Source organism: Candidatus Symbiobacter mobilis CR, assembly GCF_000477435.1.
Taxonomy (GTDB): Bacteria; Pseudomonadota; Gammaproteobacteria; order Burkholderiales; family Burkholderiaceae_C; genus Rhodoferax; species Rhodoferax mobilis.
Genome location: NC_022576.1, coordinates 1,492,005 through 1,516,604, shown reverse-complemented (window position 1 = coordinate 1,516,604; position 24,600 = coordinate 1,492,005). Strand labels below are relative to the sequence as shown.

At 58.0% G+C, this 24,600-nt stretch carries 17 protein-coding genes; 14 read left to right on the top strand and 3 right to left on the bottom strand.

Going from position 1 to position 24,600, the window contains the following annotated elements; all coding sequences use genetic code 11:
* Window positions 1-113 precede the first annotated feature (113 nt).
* From ftsY to CENROD_RS06165, 14 genes are all read left to right on the top strand, one after another.
* A complete protein-coding gene (gene ftsY, locus CENROD_RS06230; RefSeq protein ID WP_041193331.1) occupies window positions 114-1,208 on the top strand; it encodes a signal recognition particle-docking protein FtsY in 1,095 nt (364 codons plus the stop codon).
* A 47-nt stretch (window positions 1,209-1,255) separates the two neighbouring features.
* Window positions 1,256-1,936, top strand: a complete 681-nt coding sequence (locus CENROD_RS06225) for an alpha/beta hydrolase (protein ID WP_022772817.1) — start codon at window positions 1,256-1,258, stop codon at window positions 1,934-1,936.
* Window positions 1,937-2,279: 343 nt separating this feature from the next.
* Window positions 2,280-2,843 (top strand): FxDxF family PEP-CTERM protein, encoded by a 564-nt coding sequence (locus tag CENROD_RS13895; RefSeq protein WP_022772814.1) that lies wholly within the window; start codon window positions 2,280-2,282, stop codon window positions 2,841-2,843.
* Between the two features lie 210 nt (window positions 2,844-3,053).
* Window positions 3,054-3,830: an XrtB/PEP-CTERM-associated transcriptional regulator EpsA gene (gene epsA / locus CENROD_RS06215; protein WP_022772812.1), complete on the top strand. Its 777-nt coding sequence runs from the start codon at window positions 3,054-3,056 to the stop codon at window positions 3,828-3,830.
* Window positions 3,831-3,961: 131 nt separating this feature from the next.
* On the top strand, window positions 3,962-5,161 hold the full coding sequence (locus CENROD_RS06210; protein ID WP_022772808.1) for a hypothetical protein: 1,200 nt from the start codon (window positions 3,962-3,964) through the stop codon (window positions 5,159-5,161).
* 94 nt (window positions 5,162-5,255) lie between these two features.
* On the top strand, window positions 5,256-6,227 hold the full coding sequence (locus CENROD_RS06205; RefSeq protein WP_022772805.1) for an EpsD family peptidyl-prolyl cis-trans isomerase: 972 nt from the start codon (window positions 5,256-5,258) through the stop codon (window positions 6,225-6,227).
* Window positions 6,228-6,272: 45 nt separating this feature from the next.
* A complete protein-coding gene (gene epsE, locus CENROD_RS06200) occupies window positions 6,273-7,082 on the top strand; it encodes a polysaccharide export protein EpsE (protein ID WP_051360325.1) in 810 nt (269 codons plus the stop codon).
* Window positions 7,083-7,119: 37 nt separating this feature from the next.
* Window positions 7,120-8,487, top strand: a complete 1,368-nt coding sequence (epsF, locus tag CENROD_RS06195; RefSeq protein WP_022772797.1) for a chain length determinant protein EpsF — start codon at window positions 7,120-7,122, stop codon at window positions 8,485-8,487.
* Window positions 8,484-9,473, top strand: coding sequence for a chain length determinant protein tyrosine kinase EpsG (gene epsG, locus CENROD_RS06190; protein WP_022772793.1), 990 nt, complete (start codon window positions 8,484-8,486; stop codon window positions 9,471-9,473). The genes epsF and epsG overlap by 4 nt, the downstream gene beginning before the upstream one ends.
* Window positions 9,466-10,392: an exosortase B gene (gene xrtB / locus CENROD_RS06185; RefSeq protein ID WP_022772789.1), complete on the top strand. Its 927-nt coding sequence runs from the start codon at window positions 9,466-9,468 to the stop codon at window positions 10,390-10,392. Before epsG ends, xrtB begins: the two co-directional genes overlap by 8 nt.
* 85 nt (window positions 10,393-10,477) lie before the next feature.
* Entirely contained in the window at window positions 10,478-11,161 is a 684-nt protein-coding gene (gene epsI / locus CENROD_RS06180; RefSeq protein WP_022772785.1) for an exosortase-associated protein EpsI, B-type, read from the top strand.
* A 42-nt stretch (window positions 11,162-11,203) separates the two neighbouring features.
* Window positions 11,204-12,697 (top strand): oligosaccharide flippase family protein, encoded by a 1,494-nt coding sequence (locus tag CENROD_RS06175; protein WP_022772781.1) that lies wholly within the window; start codon window positions 11,204-11,206, stop codon window positions 12,695-12,697.
* A 27-nt stretch (window positions 12,698-12,724) separates the two neighbouring features.
* Window positions 12,725-14,125: an O-antigen ligase family protein gene (locus CENROD_RS06170; RefSeq protein ID WP_022772778.1), complete on the top strand. Its 1,401-nt coding sequence runs from the start codon at window positions 12,725-12,727 to the stop codon at window positions 14,123-14,125.
* Window positions 14,126-14,265: 140 nt separating this feature from the next.
* Window positions 14,266-15,984, top strand: coding sequence for an AAA family ATPase (locus tag CENROD_RS06165; protein WP_022772775.1), 1,719 nt, complete (start codon window positions 14,266-14,268; stop codon window positions 15,982-15,984).
* 277 nt (window positions 15,985-16,261) lie between these two features.
* On the opposite strand, the gene CENROD_RS13540 is transcribed toward CENROD_RS06165, so the two are convergent.
* The 3 genes from CENROD_RS13540 to CENROD_RS12470 form a co-directional block, all read right to left on the bottom strand.
* Window positions 16,262-17,740, bottom strand: coding sequence for a hypothetical protein (locus CENROD_RS13540; protein ID WP_022772768.1), 1,479 nt, complete (start codon window positions 17,738-17,740; stop codon window positions 16,262-16,264).
* Between the two features lie 126 nt (window positions 17,741-17,866).
* Window positions 17,867-18,817 (bottom strand): diguanylate cyclase domain-containing protein, encoded by a 951-nt coding sequence (locus tag CENROD_RS06160; RefSeq protein ID WP_202961140.1) that lies wholly within the window; start codon window positions 18,815-18,817, stop codon window positions 17,867-17,869.
* On the bottom strand, window positions 18,759-24,536 hold the full coding sequence (locus tag CENROD_RS12470) for a PAS domain S-box protein (RefSeq protein ID WP_051360324.1): 5,778 nt from the start codon (window positions 24,534-24,536) through the stop codon (window positions 18,759-18,761). Before CENROD_RS12470 ends, CENROD_RS06160 begins: the two co-directional genes overlap by 59 nt.
* Window positions 24,537-24,600 lie beyond the last annotated feature (64 nt).

Sequence of the window (24,600 nt, the reverse complement as noted above, 5' to 3'; positions counted from 1 at the left end):
CGCGGGCATCTTAGCGATGGGGTGTAGGCGATGGAGGATAGGTGCCGCAAAAGCAGCGGTGCATAGAATGAGAGCGGACTTCCCTGGGGCTGATCCCGGCACTGCCATCGACCATGTTTCGCTTCTTCCGCAAAAAAATTGCCCCACCACCGGATACACCGCAGGGGACTCCATCAAGCGCGTCATTGCCACCAGTTGGAGGCGCGACGGTGGCTGGCGCTGTGGTGGATAGGGTGGTCGGTAGGGTGATCGATGGGTCGGTCGGTACCGTTGCCGGTACTGTGATGGATACGGTGGCCGAGCCTGCGGCGCGTGTCGGTTGGATCGCCCGGCTACGCGAAGGGTTGCGAAAAACCAGTTCCAGCATTGCCAGCGTCTTCGTTCGCGTCCATATCGACGATGCCTTGTACGACGCGCTGGAAGAAGCACTCCTCTTGGCCGACGCAGGGGTATCGGCCAGTACCCATCTGCTCGACGAGCTACGCAAACGGGTACGCAGCGCCCGCGCTACTGACCCCGCCGCCGTGCGGGAATTGCTCGTCGCTGCATGCGAAGATTTGCTGCGCCCCCTGCAAAAACCGCTGGAGATTGGGATGGATACGCCGACGGTCATCATGATGGTCGGCGTCAACGGCGCGGGGAAGACTACCTCCATTGGCAAACTCACCCGGCGCCTGGCCCAGGAGGGAGCCACTGTTCTGCTCGCGGCGGGGGACACCTTTCGTGCCGCTGCGCGGGAGCAGTTGGGGGTCTGGGCGGATCGCAATACGGTGGACATCGTTGGCCAGATCGGCGGCGACCCTGCCGCTGTGGCTTTCGACGCAGTGCAGGCGGGCGCGGCGCGTGGCTGCGATGTCGTCCTCGTCGATACGGCAGGGCGCTTGCCCACGCAATTGCATTTGATGGAAGAGCTGAAGAAAGTGCGGCGGGTGGTGCAAAAGGCGATGCCTACTGCGCCGCACGAAGTGATCCTGGTGCTTGATGGCAATACGGGGCAAAACGCACTCGCGCAGGTTCGCGCCTTTGACGATGCGCTGGGGCTGACGGGGCTGATCGTGACCAAACTTGACGGCACCGCCAAGGGAGGCGTGCTCGCAGCGATAGCTCGCGAGCGGCCCATTCCTGTCTACTTCATCGGCGTTGGGGAACAGCTCGAAGATTTGGAAACCTTCGACGCTCGGGAATTTGCGCAGGCGTTGCTTGCCTGAATGGCAGGAACGACCAGCACTGTGCGCCACGAACTGGAGACGATGCGATGCCTGCCGATCTTGCTTTGTTGCCTTGTGTGACGCGCGATACCGGCGCCCACCCGGATGCCACCGTCATTTGGCTCCATGGTTTGGGTGCCGATGGGTACGACTTTTACGATGTCATCCCGGAATTGCAGTTGCCTGCGTGGATGCGCATTCGCTTTGTCTTCCCCCATGCGCCCAAAATGTCCGTCACCGTCTGCGGGGGCGCTGTGCAATCGGCTTGGTATGACATTCGACACAACGATTTACGCCGCGATGAGGATGAAGCGGGAATCAGCGCCAGTGCTGCGGCGGTACTGGCATGGGTCGAGCACGAAGTCGGGCGCGGCGTGCCACCGCAACGCATCGTGTTGGCCGGGTTTTCGCAAGGATGCGCGGTAGTGCTCTATGCAGGCTTGCGTTGCCCCCGAACGTTGGCCGGGATCATCGGCTTGTCGGGCTATCTTCCGCTACCGAAACAGTGCGATGGTCACCCGGCCAACCAGAACACGCCAATCTTTTTGGCGCATGGCATGGGGGATACGGTGGTGGCCCTCAGTCACGCCGAATCCAGCCTCGGCGTGCTGCGTCGGTTGGGCTATTCCGTGGAGTGGAAGACCTACGCGATGCCGCATACAGTCTGTGCCGCAGAGCTGGCGGACATCGCGGTTTTTCTGCAAAGGGTGCTGCCGAGTTCCACGTAAGCGCGTAAGTGCGTAGGCGCTGGTTGCCGCGAAGGCGGTAAGCTTGGACGGTTGTCAAGACGAGACAGGCATGCAGGCACGAATTGGTCACGGTTCGAGCGGGGTAGTCTGGAACAATAGCTCGAAAGGGCTACAGACTTTGCCAGGAACGCTGCGTACACTGACTAAAAATCTAGGGAAAGATCGCGATTGGTTGCTGCTCGTAGTGTGTTACTCGTGTGGTGCATCGGTCTTGGTGTGTCGCTGGGAATTGCGCTGTAGGTTGTAGGGCGCTTTGGTTCATGTGTTAAGCATGTGTGTTAAAGGCCCGCAGCCTGCGCAGTATTTTGTTAAGGAGAATGTCATGAAACTCAAAAATGTTGTTGCCGCTGCGGTGTTAGCCGTAGGTGCTTTGGTTGGCGGGCATGCTTCTGCGTCGGTGACGAGCTGGGTCTCCGGGGGGGATCAAGGAGAGTGGGGGTCTTGGGGTGGTGGTACCTTCTTTTCGACTGGGGATTTCGTTGACACCTACACGTTCAACGCATTTTCCACACCGTGGTCGGCGATGAGCTTATCCGTGCAAGGGTGGACACTGGGTACCGTGAGTGACTTGAATGTGTACCTTGATGACATGCTGATGGGTTCCACTTTACAGAACTTGTATACCGGCGGGGAGCAGTGGGGTGCTAATGTTGGGGCCTTCAACTTTGGTACTTCCTTGACCTCTGGGGCGCACACCCTGGTTCTCAAAGGCAAGGTCGATCCTTTGTCTTACACCGCCAATTACTTTGGCAACTACAGCGTGGTCGTAGCACCGGTACCCGTTCCAGAACCGGAAAGCTATGCCATGTTGCTCGCGGGCTTGGGGGTAGTGGGTGCTGTGGTGCGGCGTCGCCAGCGCCACCAATCCTCTGCTTCCAAGCATTGATCCCAGTGTGGATGTCAGGCAGAAGGAGAGGTGCTTTTTCGAGGTGCTTTTCGCCAACAACGACAAAGACGATAATCCCGGGTGATCCCCGGTTGTCCCCCGCCCGGGGGGATTGCGGCGCATCAAGCGCTGTGTAAGAAGAAAAAGGGGTTGCTTTGCGATCCCTTTTTTTTCGCCTTTTTTCTGCTTGGCGGCAATGCGTTTTTCCCCATGCCCGATCCAGCGTCTTCGGCCAGCGTAGCTTGGCGTGATTACCCCCGCTGTATTGCGGGGGCTGCGAGGGTGCGTACCCATCGCGATTTGCTTGATTGGTTGCAGGGAGACTTTCGCAGTTTCTTGCCCCACGATGTGCTGCTTGCTGCGTGGGGAGATTACGGCGCGGGGGAGCGATTTCTGATTCATGACATCCTGTCCCCCCACGAACGTGCGCGCACGCAGAATGTGCAACCCCAAGAGATCAACGAAACGTTGCGCGCCTTGTATGCTGCGTGGTGTGCGGCGGGCCGTTTGCCGGTGATCGACCCGCCGCGTGTGGCAAAGATGGGGGGGGAACAGTGGCCGGCTGTGCTGGGTGGGTACGTCGAGATCGTTCCTGCGATGCTGGTGCATGGTCACAGCGACAAGCGTCACCAGTACGACTGCTTGTACGTGGCTTTGCGTTGGCAAGGCAAGTTTGCGGAGCAGGACCGGGAAACCATGTTGGTATTGACGCCTGTCGTCGATGCTGCGCTGCGCCAGGTAGAGTTACTGGCCTCGCAACGGCTGGCTGCTGCGGAGATTTCTGGCCGGGAAATTCCCGCTCTGTCGGATCGAGAACGCGAAGTTTTGCACTGGGTCATGGTCGGAAAAACCAACGTGGAAATTGGACTGATTTTGCAGATCAGTGAGTTCACGGTAAAAAATCACCTCAAACGGATTTTCAGTAAACTGGCTGTCAGCAATCGTGCGCAGGCTGTAGGCAAGTTGCGATCGATCGGTGGTTTGTGAAAATATTTGTTTCTCTTTTTACTCGATAGTTTTCTATATCGCTTCGTATATGTAGTTTTGCAATTTTCTTGTGAAGTATGCAAAACTCCTGATAGCCATTTTGGCATTTTCCTTTGTTTCTATTTGTTCGTATGTGTATTCGCTGTTTGCGATGGTTCCTGGCAATATGTTGTGCCGGGGCGGCTGGGGTTGCATGGTGTGGTGAGGGATGGTGCGGCGAGAATTGCCCTCTGACCATCGAGATCGAATCCTCGCTCGTGTTCGATGACAACCTGTTGCGTCTGCCTGCCGGAACGGACACGGTGGCGCGCCTAGGCAAAGCCAGCGCCGCAGACCAGCGTCTTTCCAACGAGTTGCAGCTTGCGTTCACCTCCCAGTTGGGCATGCAAAAGCTGGAGATCCACGCCAAAGTGGGAGACCACCGCTTTCGTAGCTTCGAGTTTCTGAACTACACCTCCAGCGATGCAGGCATTGCGCTGCGCTGGAGCGTGACGCCCGATTTCCATGGAACGCTTGCGCTGGATCGCACGGTGTCGCTCAACAGTTTTTCCGACTATGTGGGGTTGGAACACCGCAATGAACGAATCGAGCGTACCCGTCGCGTAGACGCGGTGTACGAACTCGGTGGGCCATGGCAGTTGTTGGCTGGCGCTTCCCGAAAGGATCAGACCAATCAGCAAAATCTCGTTGCCGGGGGCGACCACACCCTGGACTCTTTGTATGCCGGGGTAGGGTATCGTTGGGCAAGCGGAACGGTAGTCTCCTGGCGCCACCAGGATGTGGAAGCCGAGTACGTCGTTTCCACGCAGAGCGATTTCGACCAAGAACGCGACGAGCTACGTTTACAGTGGGCACTGCCGGATCAATTGCGGGTCGATGTGTCGATGGGGCTGGTAAACCAGACCCATCCTGCGCGGCCCACTGGGGATTTCGACGAAGTCGACCATGCCGCCAGCTTGCTGTGGCAATTGGGCGGCAAGTCCAGCGTGTTGTTGGGACATTCCCGCAGCTTTTCCGGGTACGTCACCACTTACAGCAGCTTTGCGCAGACGGACACGTTCTACGTAGCGCCAACCTGGCAGGTGGGGCCGAAGACCACGCTGCAATTGCGCCGGGATCGTTCTCGTGTGCAGTACTTGGGCGATGCGGCTATCCCCATTGCACTTCCCAGGCAAGACGACAAGCGCGACACCAGCGTTGTTCTGCGCTGGCAGCGCGACCCACGGTTGGGAGTCAGCGTGACCCTACAGAATTCCCGGCGCGGCGCCAATTGGCCAGGATTGGATTACGCCAGCACCATGTATTCGGTGTCTGCGCAATACCAGTTTTGACTGGTTGGAAATCCTGTCATGCAGGGCGGTAAGCCGTGACCCCGGCCTAAATGCTGGTTTAGGATAGTTGTTCTTTCCACGTCGAAAGGTTCTCATGTCTGGTTCTCATTGTTCTCCCGGTTTTTGTAGTACTCCGTTTCATCGTTTGTTGCTCGTGGCGCTGCTTGTGGGCTTGGCTGCTTGTGGCAAGAAAGACGGGGCTTCTTCCCAGGTTGCGGCCAAGGTGGGATCGGAAGAGATTTCGGTACACCAGGTCAACCAGGTGTTGGCGCGTAGCCGCGTGCCCAGCGATTCGCCGCAGGCCGTCCAGCAAGCCAGCCGAGAGGCCATCGAAAGGCTGATCGACCAATCACTGGCGGTACAGCAGGCCGTGGAGCAAAAGCTTGATCGCACGCCGGAAACCATTGCAGCGCTCGAAGAAGCGCGGCGCGACGTGCTGGCCCGTGCGTATTTCCAAAAAATCATGGCGGGGATGGCCAAGCCCACTACGCAGGAGTGCGAGCAATACTATGCCGAGCATCCCGAGCTGTTTGCTGCCCGGCGCGTCTATAACGTGCAGGAAGTACTCGTCCCCGCCAATGCTGGGGTGCTGGACACCTTGCGCACCATGGCTGCTGCGGGCAAATCGGCCGAGGAAGTGGCAGTCTGGCTCAAGGGCAAAGGCGTGAAGTTCGGGGGCGGGAGTGCAACGCGCTCTGCAGAGCAGATTCCGCTCGATTTGCTTACCAAAGTGCATGCGTTGAAAGATGGGCAGAGCGTGGTGTTGGAATCGCCGGAGACTTTGACCTATCTGCGCGTGGTTGCTTCCCGCTCTGCGCCGGTGGATCAGGCCACGGCGCTGCCGCGCATTGAACAGTTTCTGCAAAACAAGCGTTCCAGCGATGCCGTCAAGGACGAGTTGGCCCGGCTGCGTGCAGCAAAACCGGTGGAATACGTTGGCGAATTCGGCAGTATGACCCCTGCGGCCCCTGCGGTTTCCCCAGTTCCTGTGGAACCAGCCGTGCAGCCCGTACAAGGCGATGCGCGGCAGACGGCGATAGAAAAAGGCGTGGCTGGCCTGAAGTAAGCGCAAAGGTCAGCGCAAAGGGAAAAGGAGACAGGCGTGCAGGAAATGATCTGGTTGCGTTGGGTGCGAGCATGGATGTGTGGGATCGTCTGCGTCATGGCGGCTGTGAGTGCGAGTGCCGGGGCCAAGTCTGACTATCCTTTGGGTCCAGGGGATGCGATCAAGATTCAGGTGTTCCAAAACCCCGACCTCACGCTCGAAACCCGTGTTTCCGAAAGCGGAGCGATTTCTTATCCCTTGCTGGGGTCGGTCGAGTTGGGTGGGCTGTCGGTGGCGCAAGCGGAGCAGCGAATTCGCGATGCCTTGCAACAAGGGGGCTTCTTGCAGAACCCGCAGGTCAGCATCCTGTTGATGCAAATTCGCGGCAACCAGGTCTCCGTTTTGGGCCAAGTGGCTCGGCCTGGGCGCTTTCCTTTGGAGACGGCCAACATCCGATTGACAGACATGTTGGCCAACGCCGGCGGGGCTGTTCCGGGGGGCGATGACATCGTGATCGTGACGGGAATGCGCGATGGGCAACCTTTCCGCAAGGAAGTCGATATTCCAGCGATCTTCCTCCACGCTCGCACGGAAGATGACCTTATCTTGCAAGGGGGTGACAGCATTTACGTGCATCGTGCCCCGGTCTTTTATGTCTATGGCGAGGTGCAGCGCCCCGGGGCTTACCGTGTCGAGCGTGCCATGACGGTGATGCAGGCCATCGCCCTCGGTGGCGGGCCTACTGCACGTGGCAGCGAAAAACGCCTGCGCCTGCACCGCAAGGCCGAAAGCGGCGCCGTCGTCCAGTCCGAACCCAAACTCACGGACCCCGTCCAGACCAACGACGTGCTCTACGTTCGCGAGAGCATTTTCTAATCGTCTTCACCTCGTCGCTCACCTCGTCGTTTCAGCTATGACGCTCCAGCAGTTCCTGCTTGTTTTGCGTGCGCGCTACCTGGTAGTGCTCCTGACCTTGGTGATCACGGTGGGGCTGACGGGAACCGTGAGTTTGCTTCTGCCGCGCCAGTACACGGCCAGCGCTGCCGTGGTCGTCGACGTCAAGGCGCCAGACATGGTGAGCGGCATGATGTTGCAGGGAATGATGGCGCCGGGGTACATGGCGACCCAGGTTGACATCATCCAGAGTGACCGTGTTGCGCGCACGGTGGTCAAACTGCTCAAGATGGACGAAAACCCCACGGTGCGCCAGCAATGGCAGACCGAGGCCAAAGGCAAAGGGCAGATTGCTGACTGGCTTGGTGCCGCATTGCAAAAGGACCTTTCCGTCAAGCCCTCGCGGGAGAGCACTGTCATCCAGGTCGAGTACACCGCTGCGGACCCGGAGTTTGCTGCAATGGTGGCCAACGCTTTCGCACAGGGCTACATCGACGTCAATCTGGACTTGCAAGTTGCCCCGGCAAGGCAGTACGCAGCATTCTTCGATGAACAAACCAAGGCTGCACGCCTCAAGCTGGAAAGGGCGCAACAGGCCTTGTCGGATTACCAGCAGCAGCATGGCATCACCTCGGCAGACGAGCGGCTCGACTTTGAAACGGCCAAGCTCAATGAGATTTCCAGCCAGCTCACCCTGATCCAGGGCCAGACCACCGACAGCCAAAGCAAGCGGGGAACCAGCCAGACCGATACCTTGGCGGAGGTCATGCAAAGCCCTCTCATCAACGGGCTGAAGGCTGACATCTCCAGGCTGGAGGCGCGCCTGACCGAAAGTAGCGTCAACCTCGGGCAGAACCATCCGCAAACCCAACGTTCCCGCGCAGAGCTGGAAACGCTCAAAACGCAGCTCGCAGACGAAACCCGCCGGATCACCCACTCGATCGAGACGACTTTCCAGGTCAACCGTGCCCGCGAAGGGCAATTGCTTTCCGCCCTGCAAAAGCAGAAAACACGTGTGCTGCAACTCAACAAACAGCGTGACGAGCTCAACGTGTTGCGCCGAGACATCGAATCCGCGCAGCGTTCTTTTGAACTGGTCAGCCAGCGTGCCTCGCAGACGAACATTGCCAGCCAGACCAATCAGACCAACGTGGCTGTGCTGAACCCCGCGACACCTCCCGCGCAGCCTTCTCGGCCCCGGGTTTTTCTCAATGTGCTGGTGTCGATCTTTCTGGGAACCTTGTCGGGGGTGGGTATCGCCCTGTTGTTGGAGTTGCGTGACCGGCGTGTGCGCTGTGCGGAAGACCTGTCCGAGGCCTTGCACATGCCCGTCCTTGGGCAGATCGGTGCGGCAGCTCCCTCTTCATCCACCCAGGCCAGCGCATGAGAGCGAAAACGGCGGCGCGCGCTGCGGCTCCAGCGGCGGGGTATGCGACGACGCCCGAAGCTGGGCAGACCGTACATACAGCGGTTTCCGTATCGCCCATCTTTAGCGCAAGCCGTTCGATCGGCGACATCCTCGTTGCCAACGGAAGGTTGACGCAGGACAGCGCGCAGCAGATCCTCGAATACCAGCAAGCCCACCATGTCCCATTCGGGGAAGCTGCACTTGCGCTGCGGCTCCTGACCAAGGAGGACATCGACTTTGCGCTGAGCCAGCAGTACGACTATGCCTACCTCAGCACATCCAATACCAGCCTCAGCCCCATGCTGCTGGCGGCATACCAGCCCTTTGGCGCCGTCAGCGAAAGTATGCGTGCGGTGCGCAGCCAGCTCATGCTGCGCTGGCTCAACAAGCCCCCGGAAAACAAAGTTTTGCGCTGGCTCAACAAAGCCGGGGCCAACAAGGTGCTGGCCATCGTCAGCCCGCGCACGGGGGATGGGCGCAGCTTCGTGGCGAGCAATCTGGCCATCGTCTTCGCGCAGCAAGGCCAGCGCACCTTGTTGATCGACGCAGACTTGCGTGCCAAGCCTGAGCAGGGTCAGCAGGCGATGTTCAAGCTGGGCAAAAACTTCGGGCTGTCCGGCATCCTGGCCAACCGTGCGGGGATGGAGGTCGCCACCCTCGTTCCCGGGCTGCCCAATTTGGCGGTCATCCCTGCCGGGGCCAATCCGCCGAACCCGCAGGAGCTGCTGGGGCGCCTTGCTTTTGGGAACCTGCTCGAAGCCGCGAACCAGCAATTCGACGTAGTGCTGATCGACACCCCGGCCGGGAGCGTGTATGCGGACTCGGAAATCATTGCCGCAAGGGCGCGCAATGCGCTGATGGTCAGCCGCAGGAATGCCACGCGCATCCCGGACGTCATCCAGCTCGCGCAGCGCTTGCAATCCAGCGGGGTCGAACTGATCGGGTCGGTACTCAACGATGCCTGAAGCGAAAAAGGCCATGCTGACTGGCCGCAACATCCTTGCAGCGCCATGGCTGCCGTGGCTGCCCCTCATCGTTGGGCTGGCTGCGTTGTACGTGCCGACCCTCTATCGGTTGTTGTCGGGAATCTGGGGTTCGCAGGAGCACATGCACGGGCCGGTCGTGCTCACCATTGGCTTATGGCTTTTCTACCGCAACTGGGATGCCATGGAAAAGGCGGCGCAGGGGGATGCCCATCGCCGCTCCAGCCCATGGGGGTGGGTGGTTTTCGGCAAGGGGCTGTTGCTGTATGCCATAGGCCGTTCGCAAGACGTGCTGATGTTCGAGACTGGCTCGGTCATCGCGCTGCTGGCAGGGATGGTGTGGTTGCGGTATGGCGCTACGGCATTGCGGGTGCAGTGGTTCGCGCTGTTCTTTCTGTTCTTCATGATTCCGCTGCCTGGCGTGATCGTCGATGCCTTCACGATGCCCATGAAGATGGCGGTGTCTTATGTAGCCGAGCATTTGCTGTATGCCGTGGGCTACCCCATCGCACGCAGCGGGGTCATCTTGCAGGTCGGGCAATACATGTTGCTCGTCGCCGATGCTTGTGCAGGGCTGCACACCTTGCTCACGCTCGAATCGCTGGGCTTGCTGTACCTCAATCTGGTGCGGCGGGATTCGCTTTTTCGCAATGTCACTCTGGCGATCCTCATCGTCCCGATTTCCTTTGCAGCGAATGTGATTCGGGTGACGACGCTATGCCTGATCACGTACCACTTCGGCGACGAAGCCGGGCAGGGCTTTTTGCATGGGTTTGCCGGGATGGTGCTGTTTTTGAGCGCGTTGCTGCTGATCGTGGGTATCGATAGCGCGGTACAGGCCATCGAGGCATGGGAACCCGTGCGCGGGTGGTTGGCGCGCCGCGCTCGTGTCGATGCCTAACTCCCTCACCCCCAACCCCTCTCCCGCAGGGCGAGGGGAGCTTCGAGAAGCCGCTTCGCGACTGTCACTGCAAAGGCGCAACGGTATGCTGACGAGAAACCTGTTGCTCATGGCAGGCATGTTGCTGGCGGCGGCTTTGGGCGCGCTGCTGCGCCCTACGCACTATCTGGCCGATGAACTCCCCGCGATCGATTTGGAACGCATGGTTCCGAAAACGGTCGGGTTGTGGAGGGAGGAGACGAACACCATCGCGCAGGTCGTCAATCCACAGCAAACGGAAATGCTACAAAAACTGTACAGCCAGACGTTGAGCCGGGTGTACATCGATCCAGCAGGGTACCGGGTCATGCTGTCGGTCGCCTACGGCAAGAATCAAAGCGACGACTTGCAACTACACAAACCCGAGATTTGCTACCCCGCGCAGGGGTTCACTTTGCTGGACAAACAGCCCATCGCCCTCAACATGGATGCGCAGCAAATCCCAGCCATCCGCTTGCAAACGACCCTGGGGCGTCGCGTCGAGCCTGTCACGTACTGGACGGTCGTTGGCGAATATGGCATCACTTCCGGGTTGGAAAAGAAGTGGGTCGAATGGCAGTACGCCCTGGATCGGCGCATCCCTGACGGCATGCTTGTGCGCGTGTCGTCGGTCGATGAAGATACAGGGCGGGCTTTCGAGAAACACCGCGAGTTTGCATCGGCATTGCGGGCTGCGCTCGCATGGGACGTGCGCCAGCGTTTTCTGGGCAAGCCGCTGCAGGGTGGTTAGGGTTGCACCCTCCACGCCTGACCAACCGCCACCCTTGCTTCGATGAGCACCCTCGGAACGCGCAGCGTGGATGCCATCCTCTGGGGTGGCGCTGGAACGGTGGCGCGCCTTGCTGTTCAGCTTGTGACCCAAATCGTGCTGGCGCGCACCCTGGGGCCGGAGCAATATGGCTTGTTTGCGATCGGTGCGATCGTCGTCAGCTTCAGCAACTTCTTCGCCGATTTTGGGATTGCGTACGGGCTGATCCAGCAAAAAGAGCTTGGCGACTGCGATGTGCGTTTCGTCGTTGCGTGGCAATGGATTGTGGGGGGCGTGGTCACTGGGGCCATCGTGGCCGGCAGCGGAGCCATTGCTGCGTTCTTCGGGCAGGAGAAAGCGCGTGCGCTGGTGCAAGTGCTCGCGTGGGTTTGTTTGGTCAATGCGCTGGCGGCGCCCTCGCTCAACCTGCTCAAGCGTGCGCTGGACTTTCGTCACCTGCAAATCGCGCAGTTTTTCGGATACGTCGTGGGCTATGTGGTGGTGGGTATTCCTCTTGCCATGGCGGGCTGGCAGGTATGGGCGCTGGTGTGTGCGTGGATCGTGCAAAGCCTGGTCGTGCTGCTGGTCGCGTATGCCAAGGTTCGCCACCCTTTGCGCCCGTTGTGGTGGCACCCGCAGGCGTGGGAGACCTTGCGTTACGGCTTGACTGTGCTGGGGACGAATCTCGTCAACTGGATGATCGGCAATATCGACAAGGTGGCAGTAGGGCGCACCTTCGCGCCACGGGAAACGGGGTTGTACACCACGGCGTACAACTTGCTGTACAACCCTACATCCGCTCTATTGGGGGCAGTGCAGCCTGTGTTGCTCTCTTCGGCTGCCAAAGTAGAGAACGATCCAGCGCGTATTGCGCGGGGGTATGAGGCTCTGGTGGGCGGCATTGCCTTGTGTGTGTTGCCTGGGTTTGTGGCGCTGGCTGCCGTGGCACCCACCCTGGTGCTGGCGCTGTATGGCATGGCCTGGGCACCAATGGGAGACTTTATTCCGCCGCTGGCATTGACGATGCCGGTGTTTCTGCTGTGGGGGCTGACTACACCGCTGCTGTGGGCGTGCGTATCGGTGACGAGGGAGCTGCGTGTGCAGTTGCCTGTAGCCATGCTTTGGGTGGTGTGCGCCAGTTTGGCGGCAACGATCTCGGCAGTATGTGTGGCTTGGACGGTGCTGGCGTTGTTCTTGCTGCGCTTCGCGGTGGTGTTCGCATCGGTGCAAGGGGCGCTGGGGCTTTCTTGGCGCAGATTGGCTGCCGTATGCCGTGGCGGGATAGCCGTATCGATCATTTTGGCTGCGGCTCTATGGGGCTGGGATACGGTATGGACGCCATGGATTAGCGCCCCGTTGGCTCGCCTGGCGTTGGATATGGGGTTTGGTGCGATGCTGTACCTGGTGCTGTTGTCATTGCCCGGCATCGTCACTGGACCAGCGCGGGCGGCTCTAGGCACGGTAGTTCGACGGGCACCCCGGCCTGTGGCAAGGGCCTTGACCTGGTTGACGCGGTAGCACTACTGCGCAAGGTTTGTCATACCGATGGAAGTGGTTGTCGTCGCAATCTATGTTGGTGCTGCGTTGGGTGCAGCACTGGGGCTTGCGCTGCTGCTGGGGGTGCTACTGCATGCGCAGCGGGACTATGGGCAGTGGTTGCAAGTGTTGCTCATCCCTTGGATAGTGGGTGCCATTACCGTTGGTTCTTTGCTGTCGAACCGAAACCTGCGCAGCATCGAATTTGCGTTGTCGCAGGCAGTCGAACCGGCGCAAGGGGGTGGGGTGCTGCGCATTTTCACGATGATGCTTGTAGGGGCCTGCTTTGCCCGGATCGGCGCGCATTTTTTCCGCCCGAAGCTGGATCGCATCAAGATGGATGTGGTGCCATTTCTGGCTTTTGCGTTCGTATTTCTTACGCACCACGTACTCGCGAGTATTTGGGGTACCAAGCCTGCATTCATCTATCAACTGATGTATCCCATCGTGGTATTTGGGGCGTTGTACTTGGCCCAGAACGAGCCGGTGGAACCGGTGCTGCATGCAGCAAAACTCGGTCTGCACGCCATGATGTTGCTGAGCTTGCTCCTAGCTGTGGTGTGGCCGACCCTCACCGTACAGTATGGGTATCACGGATTTTTGCCGGGCATTTCCTTCAGGTTATGGGGTGTGGGGTCGAACCCCAACAGCATTGGCCCTCTGGCTTGGATAGCGTTATTGTTCGAATACCTGTATCCCACGCGAAGCCGGTGGTTGCGCATCATTGCTATAGGGGCCGGGGTGCTGGTATTTGTGTTGGCGCAGTCCAAGACGGCATGGGGGATTGCTGTGCTGCTGACCCCAGTGCTCATCGCCTACCGAATGCCCCAGCGCGAACAAGGCGTGGATGTGCGTTGGCTGCTGCTTGCCGTATTTGGCGCTAGTGCAGGATTGTTGGGGCTACTCTTTACCGACCCCGTTGCCATCTGGGAGCGATTTGCCTATTCCAGCTCCGGTTCGGAGCTGACTTCGCTGACGGGGCGTGATCAGATATGGGAAGTGGCCATTCAGGAATGGTTGCGCAACCCAATCTTCGGTTACGGCCCAACTTTGTGGAATGCCGAATTTCGCCAGCAAATCGGGATGTTGTTTGCTTTTAGCGCGCACAACCAATTTCTACAAAGTCTCAGCATGGCTGGCATTCTGGGACTCGTGAGTATGGTGGTGTACTTGGTAGTGTTGGGCCGCTATGCGTGGCGGGCAGGAGCGCAGAGCCGGGGCGTTTCGATGGTGTTGTACCTGACCATTCTGATCCGTTCCCTTACCGAAACCCCCATGTCGATGGGTACCCTGCTCAGTGGTGAAGTCATGACGCAAATCCTGCTATTCATGCTGTGTTTGCATTGGGGCAGGGCGCCAGTGGAAGCGCAGCCTGGTGAGGTGAATGGTGTACCGCAGAGGGAACAGTAACTTCTCAGTCAGGCCAAAACTGCCTCGCCACTGCATCCACCTGCACTGCAAACCCTAATGGACTATCTGGGGTTCCCTCAAAACGCGCAACACCGACCACTTGGTCACGTTCGCCGGAATACGCACTGCATACAAGAACCATGACTACATTACCCAAACTTCCCTATGGCCTAAGCAATTTTCGGCAAGTCGCACTGGAGGACTACTTCTACGTCGACCGCACCAACTACATCGCCCAACTTGAAGCACATGGCCGCTACCACGTTTTGATGCGCCCGCGCCGTTTTGGCAAAAGCCTGTTTTTATCGATGTTGGAGCACTATTACGATCAACGTCGCAAGCCGGAATTTGATGCACTATTTGGCAAGCTGCACGTAGGCAGGAACCCGACACCGCTGGCCAATGCGTACCAAGTGCTGGTGCTCGATTTCAGTGGGATCGATACCACGCGGGGGATGGATGTTTTATTGCAGGGATTTGCATTCCGGGTGGAATACGGGGCACTCTCATTTCTGGAACGTTACGGGTATCCCCAAGACGCGATCAACGCAGTGCAACAGCAGTCTTTACCACAGGCCAAGCTTGGAATGTTGCTGCGCTATGTAGCCCAAACTGGCCAAAAGATGCTGCTATTGATCGATGAATACGACCACTTTGCGAATAGTCTTCTTGCCGAAGACATGGATGCATTTCGATCCGCAATTGGCAAAGGTGGGTTTGTTCGCAGCTTTTATGAAACGATCAAGTCTGCAACGCAGGCGGGAACTATCGACCGGTTTTTTATTACCGGCGTTACGGCCATCATGCTCGATAGCTTGACGAGTGGGTTCAACATTGCGGAGAACCTGACCTTCGAGGAAGAGTTTCATGATATTCTTGGCTTTACGCGGGAAGAAACATTTGCGCTACTCCGCCCCTTGGCAGAATGTTGTGGAATGAATCCCGATGCCATGATGGACGATGTGACCTACTGGTACAACGGATACCGGTTTCACCGCAGGTGTCATACCGTCTACAACTCCGATATGGTGCTGTACTTTGCCAAGAAGTTCGACCAGAAAGCCTGCGCATACCCGGATCGGATGCTCGATGAAAACATTGCTTCCGACTACAGCAAGCTGATGGCATTTTTTTCCATCGGCGACCGCGAGGACAACTATCGCGTGCTGGAAGCGCTAGTGACTGAAGGCGAAGTGATAGCCCAGCAGCAGCGGCGGTTTGACTTGGATAAAACCTTTGGGCGCGACGATTTCATTAGCCTGCTTGCGTATGTGGGTTTTGCTTCGTTGGTTTCCGCCCAGTCGGATCGGATGCGCTACGCAATACCCAATCACGTCATCCGAGAGCTGTACTTTCAGTATTTCCTCATCGAATGGGAGCGGCGCAACCAATTGGCCTTGCCCATGCATGAATTGGCTGATGCGTTGTACGCCCTATCGAATTCCAACGACTTCGAGCCGCTGTGCGCCAAGCTGGAATACGTGCTGCAACACCTATCGAACCGAGACAGCATGAGGATGGATGAAAAGCATCTCAAAGTCATTCTGGTAACGCTGCTATTCCAGACCTCCGTGTGGCGTTTGCAAAGCGAACCCGAAGTAAACCGTCGCTATCCAGATATATTGCTCCGTGAACGCAGCCCTTTTGAACTGGCTGGGCAGCATTTGATCGAATTGAAATACGCGAAGAAGCAGGAAGGGGAAGCGGGATGGGCAGCCAAGAGACAAGAAGGGCTGGAACAAATTGCCGCATACCGTGCGTTGCCGGAGATAGCGGCGATGGCGAAGCTGCATAGCTGGCTGCTGTTGAGCGACGGGGACAGGGTGGAAGTGGTGGAGGTAGATCAAGCACTGCCCTGATGTAGCGAGATATATTTGTAAATCGCACATGTAGTGACATGGAAATAATTAGCGACTTCGGCGAAAGAGACATTATTTTTGAGAAGCTGAATAGCGTGGTGGCGAATGTACGGTTGTTTGACGTGGAAAGGTGTGGTGGTAGAGGAAATTTTCATGTTCTTTATTTATAAAAATATCTTTTATAGAAAATAAAATGATCTTTGTGAAAAATAATTTCTTCTTTAGTATTTCGGGTAATTTTTTGTAAGTTCTAAGCGATAGATTTGTTATTATATTATTATCTTCTCATAATGTGTCGCAAAAGTCCAATAATTATCCGAAACTCTAATATGGCAGTAATTCTATTTTTGATGTTTTGTTTTGAAATAAAGTTAGTAGCATGAATACTGTTTACTGGATATGTAAGTAAACCAGGCTCCAATGCTCTGACGATCTCACGGGCTACTTTATATGTTGGGCCAGTACGCCAATGCACTGGTACACTGCACAATAGAGATATCATATAACGGTTGTTAAAGGGGGAGATTTCATCTATGGCAATATCTTGTTCCAGCGGGTATAAAGAACCCCATAGTGCCATGCGTTGTTCCCAGTAGAACAAATCTGTAATAGTTATATGGTTTTCTTTGGCATACCCTTTAGAAATTTTGTACCAGGCTTCGATGCCGTTGACGAGGAGCTTCCAATGGGCGACACCAGTCAAATATGCCAAGGATAATGGTGATATGGTGCTATTGAATAGTGGGCGGCCATAATAACAACGAAAAATTTCTGCGCCATTCCCGTTGATGTTGATTGCTTTCTTGTTTGTGTGCAGGAAATGGTGGTAAATATTATCTGTTTTTGGTAGGTGTCGAGTAGGTAATACTTGTTTTTTTAATGCATCAAGGAATTCTGAACTTGTTGGTTTTGGTGTAATGGTTGAGAATGTTATACCGTAGTCTTTGGATAAAATTTTAGGCAATACAATATCCGGGGTGATTTCTTCCTTATAATTGCTATATGAAAATATATAGTATTTTATTCGATCTTTCCATCCGAGGCTTGCAGAAAATAAACAACGACTATCCCAACCTGCTGTCAAAGGTTGTATAAGAGGATATTTGTCTACCAAAGTTGCAAAAGTCTGTTGCAAGATGTAAGCCGCTTCCTGCACTTTCTGTAGATTCGTCTGTTGATGTATTTTTGGAATAGAAATGCGCTGGGGCTGGAGTTTTGCGACATCGAGAATATGGTTGGGAAGTAAAAAGTGGAACCTGCTATCCACAGATTGCAAACCAAACCATGGACTTTCTTTTTTTTGGTATACCTGATCTTCCAACAATGATTGCGTTTCCGAATTGAGTCTGGCCTTATCAAGAAACAACGAATAGTAGACGCACTCAGATGACGTCATGATTCGCACGCCACCAATACGACCAAACAAGAGACGTTTGAGTGCACAAGCGTCTGTTAAGGCATATATGCCGCCATTTACTGCACAAAACAGAACATAACGGCCAGTGCAGTGATCAGTATGTGCTATCACATCCTGCAGGTTTGTATAGCTTGCCAGTGTGTTGGCGATATCTTGCCTGGTGTGATCGATACTTCGGTAATCAACAATTTTTCCGATCAACAGAACAGATATGGTGTTTTTTGAAAAGGAAATATTATCTGTTGTATCGACGTAGATGGAGAAATCTTCCCATGTGGTTGATGGTTCCGCCTCGCATTGCGAATGCTGATCACAAAGTAGGAATTGGTTCTTGAACATTGGCACTCTCCATTGCAGAAGTAAATGACCTTCCGTATATGATAATTCTCGATGTGGATCATTGCATGATTTTCCTATCACAACTACGTTGTGATAGGAGGCAGATTCCCTTGCCTAGTCACTCAATTACACAATCACCGAATCAGCTTTCCCACCCACCACCTGATTCCTTCCCTGCCTCTTGGCACAGTACAGCGCCTCGTCGGCTGCGGCCAGCAGTGCGGGGCCGCAGTCTGGTTCCGGGCCGATGGCCCTGGAGCAAAGGCCCACGCTGATGCTGATATGCACCGCAGCGCTGGAATGCGCGTGGGGGATGGCTAGCGCGGCGACGGCAGCGCGCAGGTTTTCGGCGATTTGGGTGGCTCCGGCGGTGTCGCAGTGGGGCAGGACGATGCAGAACTCCTCGCCACCGTAGCGGGCCAAAAAGTCACCTGGGCGGTGCAGTTCGGCGCCCAGGGTGTGGGCTACGCGGCGCAGGCAGTCGTCCCCGACGCCGTGCCCATAGTGGTCGTTGTAGGCCTTGAAATGATCGATGTCGATCATGAGCACGGCCAACGGCGTTCCGTCGCGTGCGGCGCGGCCGCATTCCCGGTCCAGCAGGTCGTCGAGCGCGCGGCGGTTCGGGATGTCTGTCAGTCCGTCGAGCATCGCCAGTTTTTCCAGGCGAGCGGACTTCTGTTGCAGCCGGATATGCACCCCCACCCGCGCCAGCACCAGCGGAACCTCGAAGGGTTTGGTGATGTAGTCCACCGCGCCCAGGTTGAACCCGAATTGTTGGTCTTCGACGGCATCGCGCGCAGTGATGAAGATGATGGGCAGGTTCCACGTTGCTGGGTCGGCCTTGATGCGGCGGCAGACCTCGTGGCCGTCCATGCCTGGCATCATCACGTCCAGCAGGATGAGGTCGGGCCTGTGACCTGCTTGCAATAGCTCCAGCGCAGCCGGGCCGTTGGTGCTGACCAGCACCTCGTAATCCCGCAGTAGTGCCTGGGCCAGGATCTGAATGTTGCCGGGGGTGTCATCGACGATCAGGATCGTCGGGCGATTCGGCGGGAATGTCATGTGCGGTGGTGTCATGCAAATTGGTTCCATCTTCCTGGGGGCTGACCAGCGTGGCCAGTGCTGCAAGGGTACTACCGGCGCTGTGGTAGTCGAAGCACTCGATCTCGGTTTGTAGCTTGTCGCAAAGGTCTCGCAGCGCAGGGGAGTCCAGCCCCTGCCGCAGGGTCAGCACCAAATCGGGTGGGATGAACCGGGAGCCTGCCAAGGAGGCTTGGATTTCGCGCAGGGTTGCCGCCAAAGCGGCCGGTGTGGTGTCGACAGGGGTTGGGGCTGCGTCTGGCACTGTTGCCGCCGCTGCAGCAGTCAGCGTCCGCGCCAAGGCTGCATGGAAACGATCCAGTGCAGAGGGCAGTGGCCGATGTCTGACGCCCAAGTCTGCCTCCAGCTCTTTGCTGGCGCTGTGCAGGTCGTTCGCGCCAATGGCTTGCGCCATGCCTTTGATGGTGTGGGCCAGGCGTTGGGCGTCGGGCCAACGTTCCTGCTGCAGGCTGTCTTCCATCTCTGCGGCGCTGTCGGCAAAGTCGCGGGCAAAGCCCGCTATCGCTTGGCGCAGCAGGTTCCAGTTATTACCCATGCGCAGTGCGGCCTGTTCCACATCCAGGCCTTCGACGGCGAAGGAAGTTCCGCGATGGCCGGACATCTGCAGGGCTATCGAGGGTGCCGTGGGCGCTTGGCGCGGAACCTGTGCGGGAATCCATCGCAGCAGGACGGTGGTCAGTTCGGCCACGTCGATGGGCTTGGAGACGAAATCGTCCATCCCCGCAGACTCGCTGGCTACCCGATCAGCCATCATCGCCGCAGCGGTCATTGCGATGATCGGCGCCTGCTTGCATCCGGGCAGGGCGCGGATCGTCCGGGTGGCTTCGATGCCGTCCATTTCCGGCATGTGCAGATCCATCAGGATGGCGTCGAAGCGATGCGTGGCGGCCAGTTCGGTAGCTTCGCGACCGTTGCTTGCGAGGGTCACGGCCAGCCCGAGTCCTTCGAGCATCGCTTGCGCCACCATCTGGTTGGTCGGGTTGTCTTCGACGAGCAGGATCGTGGCCCCGTGTACAAGTCGCATTCGGCTGCGCCCATGCTGCAAGCTGCTGGAGGGAGGCTGCACGCCGGTATCGACGATCCCCGCTTGCAGGCGCGCCAGCAAGGTGGCGAGCGGGGATGCCATGACGGGTTTGTCGATGATTGCATCGATCCGTACTTGGATCGCTGTTTGCTGCGCGGACTGTCGCGAGTGGGTGGTCACCATGGCGACGACCCTGGACTGCATGCCATCGTGCAGCGATGCCTGCGATTCACGCAGACGGCGGGTGAACGCGGCACCGTCGAAGCCAGGCAGTTCCCAATCCAGCAGGATCAGCTCGTAGGGCAATCCTGGGTGCAAGGCTCCCAGCGCCTTGGCCAAGCCTTCTTCCGCAGACTGCGCCGTGTCAACGTCGAACGACCATGCCTGCAACAGCTTGCGTACTGCCGTGCATACCAAAGGCTGATCGTCGACGACGAGGGTGCGCATCCTGCTTGGGGGTGCGTTCGCAGGGGCGGGGTTGGAGGTGGAGGGGATACGCAGGCGCAGGGTACACACGAAAGTGCTGCCATGGCCCCATTGGCTCTGGACGGTGACTTCCCCGCGCATCGCATGAGCCAGCCGCCGGGCGATGGCCAGCCCCAGCCCGGTACCGCCGAATTGGCGCGTGGTCGAGGTATCCGCCTGCTCAAAGGGCTGGAACAGCCGGGTGGCCTGCTCGGGGGTCATGCCGATTCCGGAATCATTGACCGTGGCTTGCAGCATCAGTTCGTCGCCCACTTGGGCCACTGGCTGTACCGTCAACGATACGTATCCTTCGCGGGTGAACTTGATTGCGTTGCCCAACAGGTTGTTGATGATCTGTTTGATGCGCAAGGGGTCGCCGACCAGCACTGGGGGCAGGGCTGGCGAGATGTCGAAAACCAGTTCCACCCCTCTGTCCGCCGCAGCAAGGCCGAAAAGGTCCGCAGCGTCTTCGAGTAGCTCGGCCATGGGGAATTCGACCTTTTCGAGATCGAGTTTTCCGGCTTCGATCTTGGAGTAGTCGAGGATGTCGTTGAGGATCCCCAACAACGAACGCGCCGAGTTGCGCAACTTGCTCAAGTAGTCGCTCTGGCGGGTGTCGAGGCGGGTGTCGAACAGCAATTCGGTCAGCCCCATCACTGCGTTCATCGGGGTACGGATTTCGTGGCTCATGTTTGCCAGGAATTCCGATTTGGATCGACTTGCCGCTTCGGCTTTATCCCGGGCCATCATCAGCGCCTGCATCGTCTGCTTTTGTTGCGAGATGTCGTCGATCGCGCCAACGAGGCCCCGTTCCTTGCCGCTGGCATCGGCCAGTTTTCTGCCGGAGATACGGCCCCAGAACTGGGTGCTGTCGCTACGCCAATACATCCGTTCGATGGGTGTGCCTTCGCTTTGCAGCAACGCATGCATTTCGTCGCGTTCCACCCCGCGCGTGGCAGGGTGTACCAGGGAGCCGTACTCGGTGCCGACCAACATGCGCAGCGGTATTCCAAACATGTCTTCCATGCGACGGTTTGCGTGCGTGATGGTGCCTCGCTGGTCGACGAGGAAGATGCCTACGCTGACCGTGTCAAAGATCTTCGTGAGCAGCTCTTCTCGCTCGGCCAGGCTAGCGTTCGCCAGCGCCAGCGCTTGCTCTGCTGCCCTGCGTAGCGTTACGTCATGGATGATGGAAAACAGCATCGGAACCCCATGCACGGGAATGGGGGTGACGTAAGCATCGACGTCCCGAATATCGCCGCTGGCCAACCGGTGGCGGAAGTGGAAATGGCTGGTCTGTTCCCGTGCGGCGCGTTCCCGTGCGTTGGTGACCTCCTGCTGGGGCAGGGTATTGATGGCATCGATCGACATCGATGTCAGGGTGGGTGCGTCGTAGCCGTAGAAAGTCATCGCAGCCTGGTTGGCGCGGACGATGCGGCCCGTGGTCGGTTCGATCAGCAACATGACTGAGTGACTGCGCTCGAACAGTTGCCGGAACTGGGCTTCGCTTTCCGCGAGCTGCAATTCGGCTTTCTTTTGCGCGGTAATGTCGCGAATCGACCCGACCATGCGGATGGGGTGGCCGTCTGGGTCGAACGTTGCGATGCCATGCGCGTGGATCCACAGGAAGTCGCCCGATTTGTGGCGCAGGCGGTATTCGTCCTCGTAGGGGGAGGGATCGAGCAAATGCGCCTCGATGGTCGCCATGGCCGATGCTTGATCGTCGGGATGCAGGCGGGTATGCCAGGCTTCCCAGGTGGAGGGGAGTTCTTCGTCCTGGAACCCCAAAATCTCCTTGAATCGTGGGGCCATATAGAAGGATTGGGTATGGAGGTTCCAGTCCCAGATACCGTCGTTGCTGCCGCGCACGGCCAAGTCGTAGCGTTCTTCGCTGTCCCGCAACGCTTGTTCCGCCATGCGTTGGTCGTGGATGTCCGCGTTCATTCCGACCCAGGACAACACCGTGCCGCTGTCATCAAGGATAGGAACGCCGCGCGCAAGATTCCAGCGCCACTGCCCCGACACATGGCGCAGCCGGTACACATTGGTCACCGTGGTTCCTGCGGCCAGGGCCTTGCGCCACCTTTCCATGACCTCTGTCCGATCGTCGGGGTGGATGGCGCTGACGTAGCCGTAGCCCTGCCACTGCTCCAAATTCTGGCCGGTGTAAGCGCGCCAGCTTGGGGAATCGTCCATGACGGCTCCCGTGGGGTCGCAGCTCCAGACGATTTGGGCGGTGGCCTCAATCAGGGCGCGGTACCGTCGTTCACTGGCTTGGAGTGCTTCCGTGGCCAGCTTGCGTTCGGTGATGTCTTGGATTTGTGAGATGAAGTGGCGGGGCTTTCCCGCTGCATCGCGCACCAGCGACACATTCAGTTGTACCCAAACGGTGCGCCCATCCTTGTGCAGATAGCGTTTGTCGCTTTGGAAGGTGGCGATTTTCCCAGCCAGCATGTGGCGGGCGCGATCCAGGCTGGCTTCCAAGTCATCGGGGTGGGTGATGCGCTGGTAGTCGGTCACCAGCAAGTCTGCTTCGCTGTACCCGACGATCTTGCACAGTGCCGGGTTGACATCCAGCCACCGCCCATCCGGCGCGACGATGGCCATGCCGATGGGGGCATGGAACATCGCAAGGTGGAATTTCTCTTCGCTTTCGCGCAGCGCCACTTCCGCTTGTTTGCGTGGCGTGATGTCTTCGTAGAGCGCGACGATCTCCCCGCTGCTGAGGCGGTAGACGAAGTTATCCCGCCAGCCGGCGATGCGGTTGTCTTGGTAAAACCCGATGGGAAAGTGTTCCGGGGTGCCAGTGCGCCAAACACGGCGAAATATGTCAAGCAGGCCGAAGTCATGGATTCCGGGAAAGGCTTGGGTGACCCGCTTGCCAATGAGGGTTGCGCGATCGAGGTTTTCGTAGCGCTCGACAGCCTTGTTGACCTCGCGGAAGACGAAGTCGGCACCATCGTCCACGGCTTCATAAATCACTGCGCCGAGGTTCATGTTCTCGAAAAGACAGCGCAGGCGCTCTTCCCGGTCGCGCAGGGTTTCTTCGATGAGCACTTGGTCGGTGATGTCCTGCACCAGACCGATGCTTTCGATGGGTTCACCGTCGGGGCCAAAGTGCAGCTCGGCCCACTCGCGTACCCACCGGATGTGTCCATCGACGACGATGCGGTGGCGGATATCGAAAGGTGCTCCGTGCAAGGCTGCCTGCCAAGCATCAAGCACTGGCTGCCGGTCATCGGGATGCAAGAGCTTGATCGATGCGTCCAACGACAGGGGAGTGCCGGGCGCGATGCCGAAAATCTGGTACGTCTGGTCAGACCATGTCAGCATTCCCGAAGGTACGTCCAGGTACCAGGTCCCCATCCCGGGCATATCGGGTGTCCTGCCAGGATCGGTACCGAGGATACGGCGCCGCAGCGTAAGGAGGGTCTGTTCCTGTTGCGCCAGTTGCTGGAACAGCAGCACCGCCGGGCTGCGTACCTCAGACATGACGAGAGCCAGAAAGGCAAGCACGACGCTGCAAAGTTGGAAGGTATGCCCCAGCGCATCGAAGAAATCGTGGGTAACGTCCTTGTGCAGGGCAAAGACCTCGGCAGCTATGGCAGAGAGGATGGCCCACACCAGCAGCCACGATACGGTAGGGGAATAGGTGTGGCGGATGCGCTGGAGCAAGAGCAGACCGCCTGCGAGCAAAGCCAGGGTGAGGTATCCGCCGTACAGCATGAATGCCGCAGGGGGTGCAAAACCCGCCCCGATGACCACAATGGCAGCCAGACCACATAGGCCAAATCCAGCGATGACGTGCAGAAAATGCATCGGGCGCAGCGCCCACAATGGGGCCAGCAGCCACGCCAAGGCGCCGATCCACCGAGAGGCAAGCCAGTACAGCGTGGTGGAGGTGGCGTTGCTACTCGGCAGGTATCCACCGGAAGCAAGGGTGTGCAGCAAGTCCAGCAGCCCCACCGTTGCCCAGGCCCCGCCGAGTACGACGAAATAGTTGGTGCGCCGCCGTTGCAAGCTGGCCCACGTCAGCAGGAAGATGGCCACCCCGAACGAGAGGGACACCAGCTCGCAAGCCGTATGTAACTGCAGGGCATGCATCCAGGATGCCGTAGCGAGCAGTACCCCTGCGGCGGTCAGCAAAACGACCACGCGGGCGATGGTGGTTCGCAGAGGCGCTGGGAGGGGGGATAAGGCTTGCATGGCTGCTCCGAGTGCGGTGCGGCGGCGGGGATGAGCAAGGTATGGGAATGCGCAGGCTAGGGTA